This window comes from Larkinella terrae (assembly GCF_009668025.1).
Taxonomy (GTDB): Bacteria; Bacteroidota; Bacteroidia; order Cytophagales; family Spirosomataceae; genus Larkinella; species Larkinella terrae.
Genome location: NZ_WJXZ01000001.1, coordinates 903,828 through 926,290, shown reverse-complemented (window position 1 = coordinate 926,290; position 22,463 = coordinate 903,828). Strand labels below are relative to the sequence as shown.

Genomic DNA, 22,463 nt, shown 5'->3' with positions numbered 1-22,463 from the left:
ATCGGGGGCTATTCCGCAGACGGTTTTTCTTTCCGTCGCGCAATTACCGGACAACGTTTAAACGGTTTGCTGCGGTCGAATAAATACCGGTAGGTAATGTGGGTTTTGACAATGGTCGACCCCAACTGGCTGACAAACCGCACCATAATCGGATTAAAATCGCCCACCCAGTTCATTTCCAGCTCGGTGTACTGAAAGGCCGGATTGTGGGCCGCTTCGTGGGGCATCCGGAGGGCAATGGCCGCTTCGAGCCCTTTTCCCTGGTGGGCCGGAGCGACACCAAATACGACGCCAAACGCCTTGCGGTTGGTTTTGCGGATCAGGTGCCATAAAAATTTCAGCTTACCGATCAGATCGAGTTTGCCGTTGACGTACTTGAAAATCTGGTTCAGTTCGGGCAAACAAACGAAAAAAGCCACGGGCTCGTCGCCGTAATAAGCAAAGTAGATAATTTTCTCGTCGATAATCGGCTTCAGTTTCTGCATCAGCGCCTGCGCCTGTCCGGCCGACATCTCCTTCACGCCACTGTGCCCGGCCCAGGCCGCGTTGTAGATGTGCCGGAACTGCTCGGCCGCTGCGGGCAGTTGCCGTTTATCAATGGTTCGGAAGCTGTAATCGCCGTTTTCGTAGATGCGCTGGGCCCGGTCTTTTACGGTTTGCGACATGCTGGTCAGCTTCGACCAGGTCGTTGGAATCCCAAACGTAAACTGTTTGAAGTAGTCCTGAAAACCGTACGCTTCGAAGAAGGCAATGTAGTACGGCTTGGTGTACGGCATGCAGTAATTCGGTTCGCGGTCAAAACCGTCGACCAGCAAACCCCACCAGCGGTCGCGGTCGCCGAAATTAATCGGGCCGTCCATCGCTTCCATGCCCCGGTTCCGGAGCCAGGTCTTCGCCGTATCGAAGAGCCGAAACGCGGCTGCCTGATCGTTGATGCACTCGAAAAAACCCAGGCCGCCCGTAGGTTGATCGTTATCCAGATTCGCAATGTCCCGGTCTACGAAGGCCGCAATCCGCCCGATCGTTTCCTGCGCATCGTTGAGCAGCAGATACCGGATACATTCGCCGTTTTCGAACCGCTTGTTGCGGGCGGGGTCAAAAACTTCCTCGACATCGGTGTCCAGCGGCCGGATCCAAAACGGGTTATTCTGGTAAAGGCGCACCGGAAACTGGATAAACTCACGTTGGTATTTGGCATGTTGGCCAACCTCGACTACTTGCATTCAGACTACGCATAAATTGGTTGCGAATGTACTTATAAAACCGTAAAAAGCCATTTGCTCCCGGTGGGAGGTGGTTGGATTGACTGGGTACAAAGGTCTTAACGGCTTTATTTCCAGATGGATTGAGCCGTATACAGTTCCAGATTTTTGACCTCGATCCGATTGCCCCAAAACGCGAGATTTTCTTTCGGTGCCGAAACCGGTTTTCGTTCCAGCGAATAGGAGTAGGCACCGCTATCAATGAATACCTCGACGGATGTCTGGTCGACGTAAATGTCCGCGGTGACTTCCATACTGGTCATGTCTTCCGGTGAATAGAAGACGCCATTAACCAGGTTGGAATTCAGATCGTAGTCGAGGATTCGCTGACCGAACAGCGAAAGACCCGCGCTGGTCGCATGCGACAGTTTAAGGGTCGCCTTGACGCGAAACCGGTCGAGCGATGGAAGGGCTTTCAGTTTTTCATTCGCTTCGGCGGCACTGAGCGACGCCCATTGCCCGGTTCTGGTAAACAATTGCCCGGTTTCCTTCACCGGAACACTGCTCAGGCGCAGTCCCTTTTGGGTCGTCTGAAGCCGCAGTTCGGTGGGCAGGAGCATCAGGTGATTAAAAGGCATGCCCGGCTGCGGAATCCGGCCCCAGCCAATCTGAATGCGCCGGGGATCACTCTCGGGCATGTTGGTGAACGTCTGAGCCGCGTAAATGCTCCCGGTTGTGTAAACATGTTTGCCCGATTCCGGCGTAAAGGTTTTTCCGTCGAAAGAACCGATCATGTAGGTCGTGGAGGCTCCGTACATGACCCATTTCGTCCGGTTTTTGTCGCCATCGATGGGCAGTTCAAACAAGTCCGGGCATTCCCAGAAACCCGTTACGTGGCTTTCGTAGCGCCACTCTTTGGCGTTTTTTGAGGTATAAATCGAATGGCCGTCCCGCTCGTTCAGGACCATTACCCAGTGCTGGCCGGGTTTGTACCAGAACACGCGCGGATCGCGGGTGTCCTTGCTGTTCCATTTCGCCTTCGAGTCAATCAGCGGATTTTTGTTGTATTTGGTCCAGGTGCGGCCTTTGTCCAGACTATACGCCAGGCACTGAACTTCTTTTTCCGGATTGTCGACCGTGAAAAAAGCCAGCATGGCGGGCGTATTGCCCCGATTAAAACCGGCGCTGTTGGTATAATCGATCACGGTGGAACCGGAAAACATCGTTCCCATGCTGTCGGGCGAGAGCGCGGTGGGCAGTTCTTCCCAGTGGATCATGTCTTTGCTCACCGCATGCCCCCACGACATGTTTTCCCATTCGCGTTCGTAGGGATTATGCTGGTAGAAGAGGTGATATTCCCCCTCATAAAAAATCATGCCGTTCGGGTCGTTGATCCAGCCCCGGCGGGTTGAAAAGTGGTATTGCGGGCGGTTTTTTTCTTTATAAAGCGAATCCTGCCCGGCAATGGCATCGTCCTGATAAATTTTGCTCAAGCCTTCCGGTTTACCGTCATAGCTGATGGAGATGGTTTTACCTTTTAATGCCGCGACATCGCAAAACACCCAGTAATCGGGTTTATCGGTAGCCAGCCGAATCTTGAACGATCGCTCCGGTTTGCCCTGAACCCGGAATTGCATGATTCCCCGGTTTTGGGTCTGCGACACCGGCAGGTTCAGATACCGCTTGGTAATCGTCAGGGAAAGATTCTGTGCCGGAAGTAACCGACTGCCGAACACCAGCATTACGGTCAGGGTAATGTGCTTTAAAATTGATCTCATCGGTTTGCGTAATTACCAGCTTGAAGTAGCGGAGGAGCGATTTATACTGGAAAGGATGGTAAGCCGCCCGAAACTTTATCGTTTACCTGTTGCACCAACCGGCGGTATTCTTTCGGCGTCATGCTCCGGTTTTTTTTGAACGACCGGTTGAAATAGGAAACATTGCCAAAACCGCTTTCATAGGCGATCTGCGTAACGGGCAAATCCGATTGCTGCAACAACTGACAGGCAAAACCGATGCGGATTTCGTTCAGAAATTCGGAGAACGTGCGCTGGGTCAGGGCTTTGAAAAACCGGCAAAACGAGTGGAGCTGCAACCCGGCCATGGCTGCGGTTTCTTCGAGCGTGATCGGTTGACGAAAATGGTCCTGAATGAAACGCATCAACCGCGACACCCGGCTTTGGGCATTACCCGCGTAAGAAACCAGCAACGATTCCGGGTTGAGCCACCGACCTTCCGGACCCGTTACCAGCACTTGCAGGATTTGCAGAAACGAAGTTAGCAGCGTCAGGTCCTGCTGGTTCGCCATCGCCGTCAGCAACGGAACCAATTGCTCGCGCGTTGGTCCGGTCAGGCAAAGACCCCGTTCCGACTGCCGGAAAAAATCGGCCAGCGTTTGGGTGTTTGTAAACGGTTTCAGCTGGTGCAGCACCACCTCCGGATTGATGTACAACGCCAGGGACCGGGCTTCCTGGGGAACCTCCGGCCGGGCCGCGTGGCTGTACCACACATGCGGCACATTCGGGCCAATAAACGTCAGATCGCCCGCTTCAAACTGCTCGACCGAGCCGCCAATAATCCGGGTTCCCGCTCCCGACACCACATACACCAGCTGGCATTCCGGGTGAAAGTGAAAGTCGGTGGAGAATTGGGGACGCACGATTTCCCGAAACACGAACGGTTTTTGCGCACGGACAAAATCAGGCAGCAGAGCATAAATCGGTTTCATGGCGATACTGCGGAAGGCAGGAATGCAAATATAGTATTGAAAGTTATCAACAGATAACTGGCATTGGTAGACAGGACTGACCTATTTTTGTATTATTCAACTTGAAATTTAAAAGATTTAATGAAAAATCTCATTGAGTCATACCCTTAAATCAATACAATATTAGCAGTTTCCTATTCCCGTACCATGCACATTACCTCCATTCAGGTTCAGGACCGCCGATTTGACCTTGCCGACGGTGCCGGTTCCGACGCCACGCACACCATGCCTCAATACGCGTACGCGGTTTGTATCCTGAAAACCGATACTGCCGTGGAAGGAACCGGTCTGGCGTTTACGCTGGGGGCGGGAACGGATTTGGTTTGCAAGGCTATTCAATATCTTTCGGAACCACTTGTTGGTCAGGAGATTGAAACATTGATGGCCGACTTTGGCCGGACGTATCGCTCCATTGTCGATTCGCCTTCGTTCCGCTGGCTGGGTCCGCACAAAGGGGTTGTGCATCTGGCGCTGGCCGCTATCACCAACGCCTGTTACGACCTCTGGGCCAAATCCCGGCAAAAACCGCTTTGGCAACTGCTGCTCGATCTGACGCCCGAAGAAGTCGTTAATACCCTGGATTTGAGTTATCTCGAAGAAGAACTAACCCGTCCGCAGGCCATTCAACTCCTGACCGAAGCGCGAAAAACCGGCCCGCAACGAATCGGTATTCTCAAAACCGGTTACAAAGGTTACGATACGTCCATCGGCTGGTTCAATTTTTCGGATGAGCGTATCGTCGCCAACACGCGCAAAGCCGTTGATGCCGGTTTTACGGCCATGAAGCTCAAGGTGGGGTCCGACGATCCGGAACGCGACCTCCGACGAGCGACCCTGATCCGGGAAACCGCCGGGGATGCGGCCACCATCATGCTCGACGCCAACCAGCGCTGGAACGTGCCGGAAGCACTGGAAATTTGCCGGAAACTGGGCAGCATTCGACCGTATTGGATCGAAGAACCCACGCATCCCGACGATGTGCTGGGTCACCGCGCCATCGCCGACGCCATTGCACCTTTCAAAGTTGCGACCGGCGAGCACATTCCCAACAAGGTGATTTTCAAAAACTTCCTGCAGGCCGGGGCAATGGCGTTTTGCCAGGTCGATGCGGTTCGGGTAGGCGGCATTTCCGAGTTTCTGACAATCAGCCTGTTGGCCAAAAAATACGGTATTCCGGTGGTGCCGCACGTGGGCGATATGGGGCAGATTCACCAGCATTTGGTCCTTTACAACCATATCGCCATGGAGCACGAAAACCTGTTTCTCGAACACATTCCGCATTTACAATCGTATTTTGTCAATCCGGTTCAAATCCGGGACGGTTTTTACCAGGTCCCGACCGAACCGGGCAGCAGCAGCGATCTGAAACCCTAAACCGATGGTGGACATGGCATCCCTGACCGACAAAATCATTTTCCTGACGGGTGGCGCTTCCGGCATTGGCGAAGCCTGCGCCGACGCCTACGTGCGGGCCGGGGCGAAGCTGTTTGTCATGGATCGCGACGAAACCGCCCTCCAAACCCTGCTCAACCGGCTTGGAAACGATCACGACGGAATCGTGGGAAATGTGCAACGGGCCGACGACGTCCGGCAAGCCATCGATCAGGCCAGGCAGCGATTTGGTCGGCTGGATGTGATTCACAACAACGCAGGCATTGCCAGTCCGTCGAAACCGCTCGATCAAACAACGGAGGAGGAATGGGACTCGCTTTTTTCGGTCAATCTGAAAAGCGTCTACCTGACCACCCGGTTTGGGCTGGACGCGCTGAAAGCATCGCGCGGTTGTATCCTGAATACCAGCAGTTTGGTGGGCGAAATCGGGCAGGAAAATCATGCGGCTTACGTCGCGACGAAAGGCGGAATGAACGCCCTGACGAAAGCAATGGCGTTGGATTATGCGCCCTTTGGCATCCGGGTCAATGCCGTTTGCCCAGCGGGGGTCTGGACGCCGATGCTGCGGGTTTGGGCGACGCAACAACCCAATCCTTCGTCCATCGAAACGTATCTGAACGACATCCACGCACTCGGTTATTGCCCGGAAGGCGATGTCATTGCCGATGCCGCCGTTTTTCTGGTCTCCGATGCTGCCCGCTTCATCACCGGCTGTATCCTGCCCGTCGGCGGGGGCGCCGAACTAGGCTACCGAAAATGAACAGGCAATTCGCTCAATCACTCAATAAACGAATCACTCAATAAAAAAATGCGCACCTGCCTGGCCCTCGACCTGAAAGACAATCCGGAAGGTATTGCCCAGTACGAACACCTCCACCAGCCGGAACACATCTGGCCGGAAATTCCGGCGGGCATCCGGGCGGGCGGCATTACGGATATGCAGATTTACCGCATCGGCACCCGGTTATTTATGATTGTCGAAACCGCCGAAGGAGTTGACCTGAACGATGCGTTTAACGAAATCGGTAAACTTCCCCGGCAAGCTGAATGGGCGGTTTTGATGGACGGTTTTCAGCAACGGCTGGCCGAAGCGCAACCGGGCGAACACTGGGCGAAGATGAAACCAATTTTTCGCTTAAACGCCTGACGATGAAAACGCCCTCGCCCAAACACGTTGTGGTGCCGTTGCTGGTGGTGATGAGCCTGATGTTCATCTGGAATCTCAGCCGCAACATCAATGACGTACTGATTCCGCACCTCAAACGGGCCTGTCAACTGACTGATTTCCAGTCATCACTGGTGCAATCCGCCTTTTTTGGCGGATATTTTCTGCTGGCTTTGCCGGTGGGGCAGTTTATCCGGCGGTTTGGCTACCGGGCGGGCATGATCACGGGATTACTGACGGCAGCTACCGGCGCGATGCTGTTTTTTCCGGCCGCCGAAACCCGGTTTTATCCGCTGTTTCTGACAGCCCTGTTCATCATGGCCGCCGGTTTTACGTTTCTGGAAGTAACCGCGACTCCCTACATTGCCCGACTCGGCGATCCGGAGGGTGCGTCGAGTCGCCTGAGTCTGGCGTCGGCGGTGGGTTCCATCGGAGCCACCCTCGGGCCATTCATCGGCGCGCAGTTTCTGCTGCATGCCACGGATGTTCCGACCTCGGTGGTTCAGCAGTTTACCCCCACCGAATTGACCAATTACCTCTATTCCGAAGCGCAACTGGTGAAAATTCCGTACCTGAGCCTGGCGGTTTTATTCACGGTTTTAGGCATACTGCTGTTTTTCATTACGCTCCCAACGATCAAGGAAGAAGGCGAAGACTCGCTCCGACTCTGGTCGATTTTCCAATTCCGGCATACGGTTCTGGGCGCGTTGGGCGTGTTCTGTTATTTGGGAGCCGAAGTTGGCATCGTCAGTTTTCTGATTCGCTACGCCAAATCGTTGCAATTGCCGAACCTGAGCGAACAGAAAGCGGCTTTGTTTATTACTTTGTACATGGCGCTCGTGCTGGCCGGTCGGCTGGCGGGCGCTTACCTGCTCCGGCGCATTCCGCCCGCCCGGGCGCTGGCGGTTTGTGCCATCGGCGCTTTTTTGCTGGTGATGACGTCGATGCTGACGACCGGTTTTGTCTCCATCTATGCGCTGTCGGTGGTCGGTTTGTGTACCTCCGTCATGTACCCGATTCTGTTTACCCTCAGCACAAAAGATCTGGGCGCTTACACCAAAACCGGGTCGTCGCTGATCATCATGAGCATTGTGGGCGGAGCCATCGTTCCTCCGCTAATGGGCTGGATCTCTGACGGTTTCGGAATTAAACTGGCCTTTAGCGTACCGATCGTCTGTTACATTTACGTGCTGTATTACGCCCGAAAAGGGTATATAATTAGTTTGGCGCCCCTAAATCCCCTAAAGGGGACCTGGACGCAGCTCAAGCCAAGTACAAAAAGTCCCCTTTAGGGGATTTAGGGGTTATTATTAAAGCATAAATTCTTAAGAACATGAACGCAAAACCGCTCCTGCTTCCGCTGCTTTTTCTCCTGATCACGCTCCCGGCGGTTTCCCAGAAAGCGCTACCCCAGGCGCAGCGACTCCAGTGGTGGCAACACGACCGGTTCGGGATGTTTATCCACTGGGGACCGGCCACACTGACGGGCAAGGAAATCAGTTGGTCGCGGGTGGGAACCGGCAAAAGCCGGTACGATTCATTGTATCGACGGTTTAATCCGGTAAAATTCAACCCGAAAGAGTGGGTTCGGCTGGCGAAAGCGGGCGGGTTGAAGTACGTCGTGCTGACGGCCAAACACCACGACGGTTTTTGTCTGTGGAATACCCAGACGACCGACTACAACATCATGTCGTCGCCGTTTGGGCGGGACGTTTGCAAGGAACTGGCCGAGGCCGTTCACGAAGCCGGACTTCAGTTGGGCTGGTATTTTTCGCCCGGCGACTGGAAAGATCCCGACTGCCGCAATCCGGAAGCGGAAAAAAATAAAGTATTCGAAAACCGGATGCAGCAACAGCTCAGGGAATTGCTTTCCAACTACGGCAAAATCAGCCTGTTATGGATCGATTACGACGGCTGGCCCTGCCCCACGAATCCCAAAAATGTGTACGACATGGCCCACCGGTTGCAACCCGGGATTATTCTCAATAACCGGCTCGAGGCCTTTAACCCGGACGAGTCGCACAGCCAGCCGGGCCGCTACGGCGATTATGTTACTCCCGAGGGTTTTGTGGCCGGTTACGGCAACGTTCCCTGGGAAACCTGTACGAACATGGGCCACCAGTGGGCGTGGCGGTTTGAAGACAAACCCCGGTCGGCGAAGGAGGTTGTGCACACCTTGCTGCGGTGCGTGGGTGGCAACGGCAATTTACTGCTCAATGTAGGGCCGGATAGCCTGGGACAGATTCCGCCCCTGTTTGCCAGCCGGTTACAGGAGGTTGGCGATTGGATCAAACCCCGGGCCGAGGCCATTTACGGCACCAAAGGCGGACCGTATACCCCCGCACAGGAGTACGTCTGTACGCAAAAAGGAAACCGGATTTTTTTGCATTTGCTGGCGGGAACCGAGAACGAAGTGATGTTACCGGCTCTTCCGGCCACGATCAAAAAGGCGACGTTTCTCAACGGTAAACCCGTTCAGTTTTCGCAAACCAAAGCGCAACTCCGGCTGGCCGTTCCGGCGCGGGATTCCATTGCGACGCTCATTGAGCTGACCCTCGACCGCCCGGCTTCCCAATTAGCTCCCATTTTGCCGTTCTCAAAAACCGGGTCGCTGGCGTATGCTCAAAAAGCGACGGCCTCCAGTGTCGTCGGGGAGTTTCTGCACGGTTCCGGCTCCACGGTGGATGATAATAAAGCGACGTACTGGAAACTGGGCCGGCGGAGTGATGTCAATTTTGAAGCTCAATATGGCAAACCGCTCTATTACCGGACGAAGGAAGCCAAGGCCATGTTCGATCAAACCGGCTGGCTGGAGGTTGATCTGGGAAAACCGCAATCGGTCGGGCAGATCGTTCTCAACGAATTTCAGCGAAAAAACAACCCCGAGCTGTATTCCCAAATCAACCGGTTTAGCGTCCAGTACCAGAAAGGCAATGAATGGCTGACCCTCGCATCGGGCCAGCAGATTGGCGACGAATGGCGGCAGGAGATTCAACCCGTGAAGGCGCAGCGGTTTCGACTGGTCATTCAGGAGTCGGAGGGCAGCGTTGGCGTCAGCGAGTTTCAATTGTTCCCACCCAAAAATCAGACGCCGAACTAGGTTTAGCTCGTTCGTCAATTAGCCAAACTTCATCGTAACGTATATCTATAATCGTTACAAAAAATGCCCGTAATTCTGTAAAAAAGCCAAATCAATTTTCTATACTAAATAAATAGATTAAGTATTTTTCTTTATTTTTGTCCAAATGATCGACCAAAACTAGTCCGTTCGTCCTTTTAATCAGTAGCCTAAGCAGGGCAGGAAGTTGACAGATATTGCAACTTTTTCTGAGTAGTTTATAGATAAAACCCAAGAAATTGCTCTATTAATTACATATTCTTTCTATCTTGTTTTTTACCCAAACCGTAACTCATTTCATTGAACCAATTCAGCCTGCTATGGAGCTAAAGTTAGATAGGAAGCAACGGGAAGCGGCTCCATTTAACGGCATCACCGACGCCGACCTCTGGCAGCAGTTCAGGGGCGGGAATCAGCAGGCATTTGCGTTTTTGTATTCCCGGTATTTTCCGGTTCTGTATAATTACGGTCGGCAGTTTACCAGCGATACGGACCTGGTGAAAGACACCATTCAGGACCTTTTTATTTACCTTCAGGAAAAAAAAGCGGGTTTGGGCGAGGTTTCGTCCATCAAATTTTACCTCTACAAGGCGTATAAAAACCGCATTGTCCGGCACCTGAATAAGAACCTGCTGAACCCGGAGCAATTGGATTACGACGACGACCGGGGTTTTGAAATTCTTTTGTCTGATGAATCGGGTAGCCTCAGCGAGCTGCTGGATGAGGAATTGCGGCAAAAGCTGGAAACCGCCTTTGCGCAGCTGACCAAACGGCAGAAAGAAATCATTATTTATTATTTCTACGAAGGGTTTTCCTACGCCGAAATAACCGCCCTGATGGGTTTCGCTAAAATAGAATACGCCCGGATTTTAATGAGTCGAACGATCTTGAAACTCCGGAAAGAATTAGGCGAATCCCGGTTCACTCTCACCATGCTGCTGCTGGCCATTCTGGCCGGTAAATAGGTTGATCACCACCGCATTTATTCGTTTTCTCCGAGGGCCGTTCCCGCGCCATTTCCCTGATTTTTCAAGTCGTTTAAAAAAAATGAAAATTTTTTAAACCGCCTGTATATGTCGGCGGCAATTCAGGCTCTTACCCGTTGAAAGCCTATTCCTCCCGTATTGATTGGAGGATATGGAAAAATTAACCACAACGAGCAGGAATGATGTACCAGAATTATCAGCTGGAAGACTTTTTAAAAGATGACGATTTCATTCGGTGGGTGAAAAATCCGACCGAAGAACAGCATCTTTTTTGGGAACGCTGGTTGAAGGAACATCCCGATAAAGTACAGACGGTTGCGCTGGCCAAAGAGCTGATTCTGGCGGTGCGGTATAAACATTCATATCAGCCTTCCGAACTGGATTTACTGGAAGTCTGGGGACGGATTCAGGCCGGTGAATCGAGTACGAAGTCATCCCGAATCATCCGGTTTCCGGTTTCGATTCCCCGGCTGCTCCGATTTGCGGCTATAGTTTTGATTACCGCAGCCGCAGCCGTGACGATCTGGCAGTATACCATCCGGAAGTATTCGGATAAAACCGCTGTCAGTCAGTCTATTGCTCGGCAAATAAACGTCCGGACGATCCGGGGTCAGCGGGAATTGGTCCGTCTGCCGGATGGCAGTCTGGTTAAATTAAATGCGGAAAGTGCGCTGACCTATTCGTCCGATTTTGGCACGGCCGCCCGCGCCGTTACCCTGGAAGGAGAAGCCTTTTTTGATGTCGCTCACGACACGTCCAGACCTTTTACGATCCAGACGGAAACGCTGAAAACAACCGTCGTTGGAACGTCCTTTAACATCAATGCGTATCCCGAAAATCGCGAAATAACCGTAGCGGTTTTGACGGGAAAAGTGAAAGTCGGTACGGTTTCGGCGAAGGCGCTAACCAGTCAAAGTTTACTGCTGCCCTCGGAGCTTTATTCGTACGCGAAAACGACCGAAACAGCCCGGAAAGAACGGGTTAATCTGAGTGATTTAGTGGCCTGGAAAGACGATGTAATTATTTTGAAAAACGCCGATTTTCAGGAAATAAAGAAGAAACTGGAACGCTGGTATTCCGTCAATTTTGTCGTCCCGAAAGGCTTGAAAGTGAAGGAAGATTTCAGTGCCCGGTTCAGCAATACTTCTTTAAAAAGTATCCTTGACGCGTTGAACTACACCTCCAATTTTCAGTATGAATTAGTCAATAATACCGTTTATGTAACCCAAAAAAAGTAAAACCGGGCAGATAAAAAAGTAGCCAGGTGCCTTTAACACCTGGCTCTTTCCCCTGAATCCTATTCTTTTGGCGAAGCTATCGATCAGGTATCTGTTCATGAAACCACTGTTCAATAAACCTTTAATACTATGAAAAGAACCTTACTTAACCAAATCCGGCAGCTGGTCAGACTGAGCGCACTCGGGATTTTGATCCTGTTGCTCCCCGGCAGTCGGATTATGGCGGCAACCAGTCCGTACCAGAGTAAAAGCCTGGAAGAAATTTACCTGAATCTTTCCCTCAAAAATGTGCGACTGGAGGATGCCCTCAACATCATCAGCGAGCGCACCCAGTTTTCGTTTGCTTACAACGGCGAAACGCTCGACAAAAACCAGCTGGTCACGATTTCCGACAAGAATTTATCCCTGGCATCGCTGTTGCGAATCCTGTCGAAAGACGCCAATCTGCAGTTTCTGCGCGTCAACTCCCAGATTTACGTTCGGAAAAAGAAACTGTTCGAAGCTTCGATCATCGAAAAATCGCTGTCCGACGGCCCGGTGACCATTCAGGGGACGGTCAAGGATCAGACCGGGGCGGTTTTGCCCGGCGCCAACATCCTGATCAAGGGGAAAACGCAGGGCACAGTCACAGACGGTGACGGTAAGTTTCAGTTGCAACTGGAAGGCGGCAAGGGGACGCTGGTGGTCAGTTCCATCGGGTATGTTTCGGAGGAAGTGGTAGTGAGCGGCAACCGAACCGTCCTGGCAATCGTGCTGAATACCGATATCAAATCGCTCGAGGAAATCGTGGTTGTGGGCTACGGCGAACAGAAGAAAGTCAACCTGACCGGCTCCGTAGCGACGGTGGCGGCTGATGAGCTGGTGAAACGCTCGACGGCAAACGTGGAGAACCTGTTACAGGGTAAAGTGACTGGTTTACAGGTTGTTCAAAACTCCGGCCAACCTGGCGACGACGGCGCGATCATGACGATCCGGGGTTTGGGAACGTTCAGCGATGCCGGAGCTGCTCCGCTGGTGCTGGTCGATGGCGTGGTCGGGAACCTGACGAACCTCAACGCCGACAACATTGAGTCGATCTCGGTTTTGAAAGATGCGGCATCCGCTTCCATTTACGGGGCGCGGGGTGCCAACGGCGTGATTCTGGTAACGACTAAAAAAGGCAAGGCCGGTTCGTTCAATGTCGATTATCGGGCGGATTTTCAACTGCATCAACCGACGCGGATGCCCAAACTGGTGACCAATTCGGCGGATTTTATGACGTATTTCAATGCTGCCCGCGCCCGTTCCGGTCAGGCACCTTTGTATACGCAGACCGAAATCGACACCTACCGCAACGCGACGGACCGGACCAAATACCCGAATTTCGACTGGATTGATTTCATCGTCGGAAACGCTTCCGCGCAGCAACACTACCTCTCGGTGAATGGAGGTTCTGAAAAAACCACCTATAATTTTTCGACCGGCTACCTGAACCAGAACGGCATTGCCGGTGGTCACAGTTACAAACGGTATAATTTTAACCTGAACGTCGATTCGAAAGTAAACCGGATTCTGCGGGTAGGTGCGAACATCGGGCTGGTGAAAAAGGACATTATGGAACCGCCTTACACCGACTCGGATTACATGCTGCTGGTGTACTCGATGAACCCGACCAACGGGCCGTATGTACCGGACGGTTCCGGGCATTATTCCGGGGCGTACCGGCAGGGCGTTCCATCTAACCGGAACCCGCTGGCGGTGATCAACAGCGGTTCGGTACGCTACGAAAAATACAATTTGACGGCGCAGTCGTACGTCGATATCAACATCACGCCGGATCTGACCTGGGGCGTAAAAGGAGCCGTCAACTACAGTGACGATTTTACGAAAGTGCACGAGCATCCGGTCGATGCCTATTATTTCTCCGACGGAACCTACCAGAACAACGGAAATCCCACACGACTCGGCATTACCGACCGGTTTGATCAATCGATTCTGACCACGCTGTATTCCACTTTCAATTACAAAAAAACATTTGGCAAAGACCATTTCGTAACCGGTTTGTTGGGCTATAACCAGGAATCGTTCAAAAACCGCTATTTGCAGGGCGCTCGCCAGAAGTTCCCGACGGATGACCTGATGGAGCTGAACGCAGGGTCGACCGATAACCAATCGACCGCCGGAACATCGTACGAATGGGCTATTCAGTCGCTGTTTGGACGGTTTACGTACGACTACAAGGAGCGGTATTTGCTCGAGACCAACTTTCGCTACGACGGTACGTCGCGCATTCAGCAAGACAACCGCTGGGGCTTTTTTCCGTCGCTTTCGGCAGGTTGGCGGGTTTCGAACGAGGAATTTCTGAAGTCGCAGAGCTGGATCGACAACCTGAAGTTGCGGGCGTCGTGGGGTCAGCTGGGAAATCAGAACATCGGAAATTATCCGTATCAGGACATTCTTTCCGTCACGACCTATCCGTTCGATGTCCTGCAACAGGGCGTCGTGCAGACGCGGCTCACCGACAAAAACCTGCGCTGGGAAACTACAACTATCACCGACATTGGGCTGGATTTCAGTTTCAAAAAACGCATTTTTTCGGGCTCAATCGATTGGTACAACAAGATCACGGACGGCATCATTTACGCGATCGAAGTTCCCGGCAGCGTCGGTCTGACCGGCCCGACCGTGAACTACGCCAAAATGCAGAACCAGGGAATTGAGCTGAACCTCAGTCACTCCAATAAAATCGGCGAGCTGCGGTACGACATCAATGCCAATTTTTCCAAAAACGCCAATAAAGTCCTGAAAGTCAAGGCGCCTTTTTACGACAACAACAATACGATTCAGGAGGGCTTGCCCTGGATGTCGAATTACCTGATCGAATGGGCGGGGATTTTCCAGTCGCAGGAAGAAATTGACAAAGGACCGGCTCACCCGTACAACCCAAAACCGGGGGACTTGAAATTCAAGGACCAGAACGGCGATAATAAGATCGACGGCAACGACCGGGTAGTGGTGCCCGGCGCGTATCCCAAGTTTTACTACGGCGGGGGCGTGAACGCGTTCTGGAAAAATTTCGATTTCTCGATTTTCTTCCAGGGGGTTTACGGCAACAACACCTACGTCGACCGCTGGGGCATCGATCCGTTTACGCAGGGCAGCGCGCCGACCCTCGAATTTGCGCAAAACGCCTGGACGCCGGAGAATAAATCGACCACCCACCCGGCGATGTACCTCAACGGCTACGGCCCCGACAACGGCCTGCGCTCGACCTATTTCCTGATGGATGCGTCGTACCTGCGCATCAAAAATCTGGTGCTCGGCTACTCGTTCCCGAAAACCATTACCAGCAAAATCCGGATGAAAGACCTGCGGATTTACCTGTCGTCGGATAACCTGGCGACGTTCACCAAGTATCCGGGCGCCGATCCCGAGCGCACCGGCACGGGTCGGCAGCGGTTTGCCACCTATCCGCAGGTGCGCATGTTTACGGCGGGTCTCAAGGTCAAATTTTAAGTCTTAAAAGAACTTCCCATGAAAAAGTTTTTGATCATAAGCCTGGTGAGTACCGCGAGTTTGCTGCTCACTGCCTGCCAGGATTTTCTGGATAAAAATCCGCTCGATCAGCTCTCGAACCAGACGTTCTGGACCACCGAAAAAGACGCGGATATGGCCATTGCGGGCGTTTACAGCCAATTATTGAGCCTAACCTACGACCACCACCGGATGGATTGGGACGCCCTGACGGACGATTTCTTTCTGTTCGGGACGTATCAGCGTGTCGACAACATCGCCAAAGGCATCATCGAACCGGCCACGGGCGGTTTGGTCAGCACGGTTTATCTGGAGTCGTACAAAGGCGTGACGGCCTGCAACGTCTTCCTGGCGAACATTGACCGGGTGACGATGGATGAGGCCAAGAAAAACCGGTACAAGGGTGAAGTGTTGTTCCTGCGGGCCCTGTTTTACTTCACCCTGACCGAGTTTTACGGGGGCGTGCCGCTGTATACGAAGCCCATCACGCTGGCCGAGGCCGCCGTCAAGCAGAGTCCGAAAGCGACGGTGATTGAGCAGGTTATCAAAGATCTGGATGATGCGATTGCGCTCTTGCCCGCTACACTCTACACCAGCCACGCCGTGAAAGGTTCGGCCCTGGCCCTGAAAGCGAAAGTGCTGATGCACAACAACAAGTGGCAGGAAGCCGCTGATGCGGCCAATCTGGTCATTCAGTCGAAGGTGTTTAAGCTGGCGACCGATTACCAGACGATGTTTCTGACCAAAGGCCAGACCAACAACCCCGAAATTATGTTCTCGGCGCGGTATTTAAACCCAGATCGGTTTTCATCGGAAAGCCCGGATATGAAATACGGCAACGCGGCAGCCATCAATGGTAGCCAGAATTTTGTGGACGAGTTCGAATGTACGGACGGTTTACCCATCAGCCAGTCGCCCCTGTACGACAAAACCGCCTACAAGAAAAACCGCGATCCGCGGCTGGATTACACCATTCGGGATATCAAGGAGCAGCTTGTCAGTTCGACCGGTGTCAAATTTACCAATACGGCCGCGGGGATTTATACGAGCTACCTGGTTCGGAAATACGTTGATCCCGAGAATCTGCCGTTTTCGTATTCAACCCGCAGTGATCAGGATTACATTTTGACGCGCTACGCCGAAGTGCTGCTGATTTACGCCGAAGCCAAAAACGAAGCCAGCGGCCCCGACCAATCCGTGTACGATGCGGTCAACGCGGTTCGGGCGCGGGTCAAAATGCCAGCTCTTCCGACCGGTTTGACGCAAGCAACCCTACGCGACCGAATCCGGCACGAACGGCGCGTCGAACTGGGTGCCGAAGGGTACCGGTATCTGGATATCAAGCGGTGGAAAATTGCGGAAAAAGTGATTCCCGGCATCGTCGATCCGGGTGGTGTTTTGCGCAAGTTCGATCCGGCGAAACACTACCTGTTCCCGTTCCCGCAGAGCGAAATCGACATCAATAAAAACCTGACGCAAAATCCGGGTTATTGATTTCTAGTTTAGGGTTTAAGGCTTTAGCAAATGGTAATATTTCTCTTAAAGTCAGGAAGTTATATTCTGATTGTCACACTTTGAAAACTCTCGAAAATGAAAGTTTTATCCTGAGATTGCCCCCAACCCCCTAAAGGGGACTTTTACACCAGGAGTTTTAAGCCCCCTTTAGGGGGTTGGGGGCAATCTTGAAATAAAGTGTTTTAATTTAAAATACCCTCTTAAACCCTCAACTCATTTCAACACCGCATGAAACGGATCATCCCCCTGGTTCTTCTGTTGATTTTCCTGAAACCGGACAGCATTCGGGCCCAAAAACCGTCGAAGGTTCGGCCGAATGTTATTCTGGTGATGGCCGACGATCTGGGCTGGGGCGATGTCGGTTTCAACGGAAATCCGCAGATCAAAACGCCGGAGCTGGACAAAATGGCTGCGAACGGTCTGCAATTCACCCGGTTTTATTCAGGCGCGCCGGTTTGTTCGCCCACGCGGGGCAGTTGCCTGACCGGTCGGAATCCGGAGCGGTACGGTATTTTCTTTGCCAACGTCGGCCACATCAAACCGCAGGAAACCACGCTGGCGGAAGTGCTGAAAGCCAATGACTACGCCACCGGGCACTTTGGGAAATGGCACCTCGGTACCCTCAGCAAAACCGTCCGCGACGGACACCGGGGCGGCAAGGCCAACGATGAATTTTCGCCCCCCTGGGAGAACGGTTTTGAAACGTGTTTTTCGACCGAACAGGCGGTTCCAACCTGGGACCCGATGAAAGACCAGATGGTGAAAACCCACTACTGGACGGGCCCGGACCGGTTTGACGAAAACAACCTGGAAGGCGATGATTCGCGGATTATCATGGACCGCGCGCTGCCGTTTATCGGTCAGTCCGTTCAGAAAAAGAAACCGTTTCTGGCCGTTATCTGGTTTCATACGCCCCATTCGCCGGTGGTGGCCGGTCCGAATTACCGGGCGATGTACCCCGGTCTGGACGAAAATCACCAGCATTATTACGGCTGCATCACGGCGATGGACGAGCAGATTGGCCGCTTGCGCCGGGAACTCCGCAAACTGGGCGTGGCCGATAACACGCTGATTCTCTTCGCGTCGGACAACGGTCCGGCGGGTGAAGGGGGCGGCATCGACCAGCATCCCGGTAAACGGCAACAGGGAACGGCCGGTATTTTTCGCGGGCGAAAAGGCAGCCTGTACGAAGGCGGCATTCGGGTTCCGGCGCTGCTGGAATGGCCCGGGCAGATCAAAAGTCACCGCAAAGTCAGCGTTCCGGTCACGACCAGCGATTACTTTCCGACGATTCTTTCCCTTTTGGGCTATTCGATTCCGGGCAATCCGCGACCGATGGATGGCATCGACGTGTTTCCGCTGCTTTTTACCGACACCGCCCAACGGACCAAACCGATTGGTTTTAAGTCGTATAAGCAACGCGCGTACACCGACAACCAATTCAAGATTTACTCGGCCGACGACGGTGCCCATTACGAGCTCTACGACCTGCTGAACGATCCGACCGAATTGCAGGATATTTCCGAAACACAGCCCGCCGTGCTGGCATCAATGAAAACCGCTTTGGACGACTGGCTTTTGTCGTGTCAGAAGAGCGAAAAAGGCGACGATTACTGATGAGAATTACTGCCCCCAACCCCCTAAAGGGGGCTTAAAACTTCCAGAGATAGAAGCCCCCTTTAGGGGGTTGGGGGCAAAAAAATAACGAATCACCAGACCCTTACCTGAAATTAATGAAAGCTTTCCTACGAACTAGTGCGGTTTTGCTGCTGGCACTGACGGTTTTTGAAGCCTGGGCCGAGGTCCGTTTGCCCCGGATTTTCGGTTCTCACATGGTGTTGCAACGCCGGAAACCCATCCCGGTCTGGGGTTGGGCGGCCGCCGGGGAAAAAGTAACGGTCCAATTCATCGGGGCCGGACCGCAGCGGCAGACCAAAACCGCTAAGGCCGACAAAGACGGCAAATGGCTGATCCGGCTCGACCCGACCGAAGCTGGTGGGCCGTATCAGCTCGTGGTTGCTGGCAAAAAAAACACCCTGACGCTGGACGACGTGCTGGTGGGTGAGGTCTGGATTTGTTCCGGTCAATCGAACATGGAAATGCTGGTCAACCGGTCGGCGAAAGCGGAGGAGGAGAAAAAAGCCGCCAATTTCCCGCAAATCCGGCATTTCAAGGTTCCGCACGACAAAAGTTTGACACCCAAAGACGATGTAACCGGCGGGGAATGGCAGGCCACGACGCCCGAAACCGTTGGTAATTTTTCGGCGGTGGCCTATTTCTTCGCCCGCGAAATCTACCACCGAATGCAGGTGCCGATTGGCTTACTGAACACCTCCTGGGGTGGCACGCAGGTCGAATCCTGGATCAGCCGGGAGGCCATGAACAGCTTTGATGAGTTTAAGGAACCGCTGGCCAGCATGCCGGTTTCGCTCGAAGAACTGAGCAAATCACGGAAGAAAAAACTGGATGAGGTGATCATTCAGCAACAGGGCGGTTTTCCGGACGCCGAAACCGTTCAAAGCTGGTCGGGCGCTTCGCTCGACGATTCGAACTGGCAGACGATGGCCGTGCCGGGCTATTTTGATCTTAAAATTCTCTCGGGTCTGGACGGCGTTGTGTGGGTTCGGAAAGAATTTACGCTCCCCGCCGAATGGGCCGGGCAAAGCATGGTGCTGAATCTGTGCAGCATCGACGACTTCGACCGGACCTACGTCAACGGCGTCAAAGTGGGCGAATCGACCAAAAAAGTACCGGAAGGCCGTACCTACATCATTCCGCCGAATGTGCTGAAAGCCGGTAAAAATGTCATTGCCGTCCGCATCGAAGACCTCGGCAGCATCGGCGGTTTTAGCGGCAAAGCCGAGCAGTTGAAAATCACCCGGGATTCGTACGAACAACCGCTGGCCGGTGACTGGAAATACCGCGTGGAGACGTCCGTGGACAACAACCAGTTTACGGGGGCCAACGTCGCCGGAACCATTCTGTACAATGCGATGGTGGCTCCGCTGATTCCTTTCGCCATGCAGGGCGTCATCTGGTACCAGGGCGAATCGAACGCCGGGCGGGCGTACCAGTACCGGAAGTCGTTTCCACTTCTAATCAATGACTGGCGGAAACGCTGGGGTGAAGACTTTCCCTTCCTGTTCGTGCAACTGGCGAGTTATGGCGCGAGCGGTGGCACCAGCGAAAAAGGCAGCACCTGGGCCGAGCTGCGGGAAGCACAGGCGATGACGCTCACGACCGTACCGAACACCGGGATGGCGGTTACTTCCGATATTGGCGAAACGAACGATATTCACCCGAAAAACAAGCAGGATGTCGGCAAACGGCTGGCGTACAGCGCGTTAAAAACCGTTTATCAGCAACCGGTTTTACCCGGCGGCCCGGTGTATCAATCGCAACAGATCAGCGGAAACAAGGTGACGCTGACGTTCGGGCAAACCGGGAGCGGCCTGACCGCTTCGGACAAATATGCGTACCTCAAAGGCTTTGAAGTAGCCGGTTCCGATCAGAAATTCCATTGGGCGAAGGCGGAGATTCAGGGCGATAAAGTGGTCGTCTGGTGCGACCAGGTGAGTAATCCGGTAGCCGTGCGCTACGGCTGGTCCGACGACAACATCGAAGCGAATCTGTACAACAAAGAAGGGTTTCCGGCGGCTCCATTCCGCACCGATACCTGGAAAGGCATAACGGCGGAGGTGAAATTTAAGTAACTGATTGACAATGATATGAGAAATTTGTTACTGATGGTTGGGGTGCTGATGGCCGGTTTTTCGGAAAGCTATTCGCAGGAAAAGGCGAAGCGTCTGCCCTTAACACCCCTGCCGCTCACCGACCTTTCGGCTTTCCGGCCCACCACCGCCAACTGGAAAATCGTCGGCAATGCGTTTGCCGATCGGCAGGTCGAGCAGGCGCTGGAGGGTTTTCCCGGAACGGGCGTGCTGGCCAACCTCTCGGACCCGCAAAACCGGGGGCATCTTTTTACCCGGTTCGAACACGGCGATATGGAACTGGAAGCGGACATTATGATGGCTAAGAACTCCAATTCCGGCCTCTATTTTCAGGGGCGCTACGAACTGCAGTTGCAGGATAGCTGGGGAAAGCGCGAAAAACCGAAATACGGCGATTTGGGCGGGATTTACCAACGCACCGATACCGTGACCAACCTGGGTTACGAGGGTTCGGCACCCCGGATCAACGCCAGCAAAGCGCCCGGTTTGTGGCAGCACATTCGCGTCTGGTTCAAGGCCCCGAAGTTCGACAGCCAGGGGAAAAAGATCGCCAACGCCCGGTTTGTCGAGGTGTACGTCAACGGCGTGCTGGTTCAGAAGGATTTTGAGGTGAGCGGCCCCACGCGCTCGGGCGCTTTCAAGGACGAAAAACCGCTCGGCCCGCTGATGATTCAGGGCAATCACGGGCGCGTGGCCCTGAAAGCAATCGCCTACAAACTCGACGAGGGAAAACCGCTGGCTATATCAAATCTGGTTGTTAAAGAATACAAATCCCCCGGCGAAATCTTTCAAAATCAGTCGCTTGTCTCGGTAGGTGAGCGAAAAATCGATTCAATTTCCTACCATTCCGCCAGCCAGAAAGACATCTTTTTGCTGGCGTATCAGGGCCAGTTCAATTTCCCGAAAACCGGCACCTATTTGTTCAAACTGCAAACCGGTGGGGGTGGGCTGCTGATCATCGACAAGGATACGGTGATGCTCCACGACGGCGTGCACGGTTTTGAGCAGGAAGCCATCCAGACGTTCGCGGCCAAAGCCGGGGCGGTTCCCTTTACGCTCATTTACAACAAGTTTATCGGTTGGCGGCAGGGCCTGGCGCTGTACGTCGAAGGGCCGGGCATGACGATCCAGCCGTTGCACGCAGCGGGTTCCGTTTTTCACGAACCGCCCGTCGAACCGATCCTTATCGACACTGACCCGCAGCAGGCAGTTTTGCAGCGAACCTTTATGGACGATGGCGAAACACGGCGCACGCACTGTCTGTCAATTGGTACACCCGAAGGCATTCATTTTACGGTCGATTTGCAGGAAGGACGCCTGTTTCAGGTCTGGAGTGGCGGTTTTCTCGACGCGACACCCATGTGGAATCGCCGGGGAAATCAGCAGATTGGTATACCGCTGGGAATGGTGCAGAAATTTGCTGCGGGTACGGATTTACGCAGTGTTGCGGGTAAGGCGGTTGTCCCGGATTGGGACCAAAAGAGTGCCTTCCGGTTTTCGGAGTACACGCTGGACAGGAGCGGTTTGCCCACATTTCAGTATACCTGCCTTGGTGTAACCATTTCAGACAAACTAAGTCCTTCAGCGAAAGAGCGAAGCCTGAACCGAAAAGTGACCTTAACCAGCAAAGACGGTTTCCAGTATCGGATCGCTTCCGGAAAATCCATCGAGTTGCTGCCCGACGGTTCCTACGCCATTGACGACAAAGCTTATTACCTGGTGCTGAACTCGCCGAACCTGAAACCGACCATTCACCAGACTGGTAACACCCAGGAATTGCTGTTTTCAGCTGCCAAAGCGGGTCAGTATGCCATCGATTATACGCTGATCTGGTAA

The 22,463-nt window shown here is 53.3% G+C and carries 15 protein-coding genes; 12 read left to right on the top strand and 3 right to left on the bottom strand.

Annotation, left to right across the window (positions count from 1 at the left end; genetic code table 11):
* Nucleotides 1-8 precede the first annotated feature (8 nt).
* The 3 genes from GJJ30_RS03745 to GJJ30_RS03735 form a co-directional block, all read right to left on the bottom strand.
* On the bottom strand, nt 9-1,223 hold the full coding sequence (locus GJJ30_RS03745; protein WP_154173268.1) for a hypothetical protein: 1,215 nt from the start codon (nt 1,221-1,223) through the stop codon (nt 9-11).
* Between the two features lie 107 nt (nt 1,224-1,330).
* Entirely contained in the window at nt 1,331-2,980 is a 1,650-nt protein-coding gene (locus GJJ30_RS03740) for a glycoside hydrolase family 32 protein (RefSeq protein WP_154173266.1), read from the bottom strand.
* A 41-nt stretch (nt 2,981-3,021) separates the two neighbouring features.
* Entirely contained in the window at nt 3,022-3,930 is a 909-nt protein-coding gene (locus GJJ30_RS03735; RefSeq protein ID WP_154173264.1) for a helix-turn-helix domain-containing protein, read from the bottom strand.
* 186 nt (nt 3,931-4,116) lie between these two features.
* Here GJJ30_RS03735 and GJJ30_RS03730 point away from each other — a divergent pair, with 186 nt between their 5' ends.
* The 12 genes from GJJ30_RS03730 to GJJ30_RS03675 all read left to right on the top strand — a co-directional run bounded on the left by GJJ30_RS03730 (nt 4,117) and on the right by GJJ30_RS03675 (nt 22,463).
* Nucleotides 4,117-5,343 (top strand): enolase C-terminal domain-like protein, encoded by a 1,227-nt coding sequence (locus tag GJJ30_RS03730; protein WP_154173262.1) that lies wholly within the window; start codon nt 4,117-4,119, stop codon nt 5,341-5,343.
* A 13-nt stretch (nt 5,344-5,356) separates the two neighbouring features.
* Nucleotides 5,357-6,121, top strand: coding sequence for an SDR family NAD(P)-dependent oxidoreductase (locus tag GJJ30_RS03725; RefSeq protein WP_154173260.1), 765 nt, complete (start codon nt 5,357-5,359; stop codon nt 6,119-6,121).
* A 48-nt stretch (nt 6,122-6,169) separates the two neighbouring features.
* Nucleotides 6,170-6,508: an L-rhamnose mutarotase gene (locus GJJ30_RS03720; RefSeq protein WP_154173258.1), complete on the top strand. Its 339-nt coding sequence runs from the start codon at nt 6,170-6,172 to the stop codon at nt 6,506-6,508.
* A 2-nt stretch (nt 6,509-6,510) separates the two neighbouring features.
* A complete protein-coding gene (fucP, locus tag GJJ30_RS03715; protein WP_154173256.1) occupies nt 6,511-7,818 on the top strand; it encodes an L-fucose:H+ symporter permease in 1,308 nt (435 codons plus the stop codon).
* 41 nt (nt 7,819-7,859) lie between these two features.
* Nucleotides 7,860-9,626, top strand: coding sequence for an alpha-L-fucosidase (locus tag GJJ30_RS03710; RefSeq protein ID WP_154173254.1), 1,767 nt, complete (start codon nt 7,860-7,862; stop codon nt 9,624-9,626).
* A 338-nt stretch (nt 9,627-9,964) separates the two neighbouring features.
* Nucleotides 9,965-10,609: an RNA polymerase sigma factor gene (locus GJJ30_RS03705; RefSeq protein WP_154173252.1), complete on the top strand. Its 645-nt coding sequence runs from the start codon at nt 9,965-9,967 to the stop codon at nt 10,607-10,609.
* Between the two features lie 200 nt (nt 10,610-10,809).
* Entirely contained in the window at nt 10,810-11,868 is a 1,059-nt protein-coding gene (locus GJJ30_RS03700; RefSeq protein WP_154173250.1) for a FecR family protein, read from the top strand.
* A 129-nt stretch (nt 11,869-11,997) separates the two neighbouring features.
* Complete coding sequence (locus tag GJJ30_RS03695) at nt 11,998-15,363, top strand: TonB-dependent receptor (RefSeq protein ID WP_154173248.1); 3,366 nt, start codon at nt 11,998-12,000, stop codon at nt 15,361-15,363.
* Between the two features lie 18 nt (nt 15,364-15,381).
* Nucleotides 15,382-16,875: a RagB/SusD family nutrient uptake outer membrane protein gene (locus GJJ30_RS03690; RefSeq protein ID WP_154173245.1), complete on the top strand. Its 1,494-nt coding sequence runs from the start codon at nt 15,382-15,384 to the stop codon at nt 16,873-16,875.
* A gap of 249 nt (nt 16,876-17,124) precedes the next feature.
* A complete protein-coding gene (locus GJJ30_RS03685) occupies nt 17,125-18,513 on the top strand; it encodes a sulfatase family protein (protein WP_154173243.1) in 1,389 nt (462 codons plus the stop codon).
* A gap of 116 nt (nt 18,514-18,629) precedes the next feature.
* On the top strand, nt 18,630-20,609 hold the full coding sequence (locus GJJ30_RS03680; RefSeq protein WP_154173241.1) for a sialate O-acetylesterase: 1,980 nt from the start codon (nt 18,630-18,632) through the stop codon (nt 20,607-20,609).
* A 15-nt stretch (nt 20,610-20,624) separates the two neighbouring features.
* On the top strand, nt 20,625-22,463 hold the full coding sequence (locus GJJ30_RS03675; RefSeq protein WP_154173239.1) for a 3-keto-alpha-glucoside-1,2-lyase-like domain-containing protein: 1,839 nt from the start codon (nt 20,625-20,627) through the stop codon (nt 22,461-22,463).

Bases quoted from the DNA above. Each gene is read 5' to 3' on its own strand.
- GJJ30_RS03745 (WP_154173268.1), bottom strand. From the start codon at position 1,223: ATGCAAGTAGTCGAGGTTGGCCAACATGCCAAATACCAACGTGAGTTT.
- GJJ30_RS03740 (WP_154173266.1), bottom strand. From the start codon at position 2,980: ATGAGATCAATTTTAAAGCACATTACCCTGACCGTAATGCTGGTGTTC.
- GJJ30_RS03735 (WP_154173264.1), bottom strand. From the start codon at position 3,930: ATGAAACCGATTTATGCTCTGCTGCCTGATTTTGTCCGTGCGCAAAAA.
- GJJ30_RS03730 (WP_154173262.1), top strand. From the start codon at position 4,117: ATGCACATTACCTCCATTCAGGTTCAGGACCGCCGATTTGACCTTGCC.
- GJJ30_RS03725 (WP_154173260.1), top strand. From the start codon at position 5,357: ATGGCATCCCTGACCGACAAAATCATTTTCCTGACGGGTGGCGCTTCC.
- GJJ30_RS03720 (WP_154173258.1), top strand. From the start codon at position 6,170: ATGCGCACCTGCCTGGCCCTCGACCTGAAAGACAATCCGGAAGGTATT.
- fucP (WP_154173256.1), top strand. From the start codon at position 6,511: ATGAAAACGCCCTCGCCCAAACACGTTGTGGTGCCGTTGCTGGTGGTG.
- GJJ30_RS03710 (WP_154173254.1), top strand. From the start codon at position 7,860: ATGAACGCAAAACCGCTCCTGCTTCCGCTGCTTTTTCTCCTGATCACG.
- GJJ30_RS03705 (WP_154173252.1), top strand. From the start codon at position 9,965: ATGGAGCTAAAGTTAGATAGGAAGCAACGGGAAGCGGCTCCATTTAAC.
- GJJ30_RS03700 (WP_154173250.1), top strand. From the start codon at position 10,810: ATGATGTACCAGAATTATCAGCTGGAAGACTTTTTAAAAGATGACGAT.
- GJJ30_RS03695 (WP_154173248.1), top strand. From the start codon at position 11,998: ATGAAAAGAACCTTACTTAACCAAATCCGGCAGCTGGTCAGACTGAGC.
- GJJ30_RS03690 (WP_154173245.1), top strand. From the start codon at position 15,382: ATGAAAAAGTTTTTGATCATAAGCCTGGTGAGTACCGCGAGTTTGCTG.
- GJJ30_RS03685 (WP_154173243.1), top strand. From the start codon at position 17,125: ATGAAACGGATCATCCCCCTGGTTCTTCTGTTGATTTTCCTGAAACCG.
- GJJ30_RS03680 (WP_154173241.1), top strand. From the start codon at position 18,630: ATGAAAGCTTTCCTACGAACTAGTGCGGTTTTGCTGCTGGCACTGACG.
- GJJ30_RS03675 (WP_154173239.1), top strand. From the start codon at position 20,625: ATGAGAAATTTGTTACTGATGGTTGGGGTGCTGATGGCCGGTTTTTCG.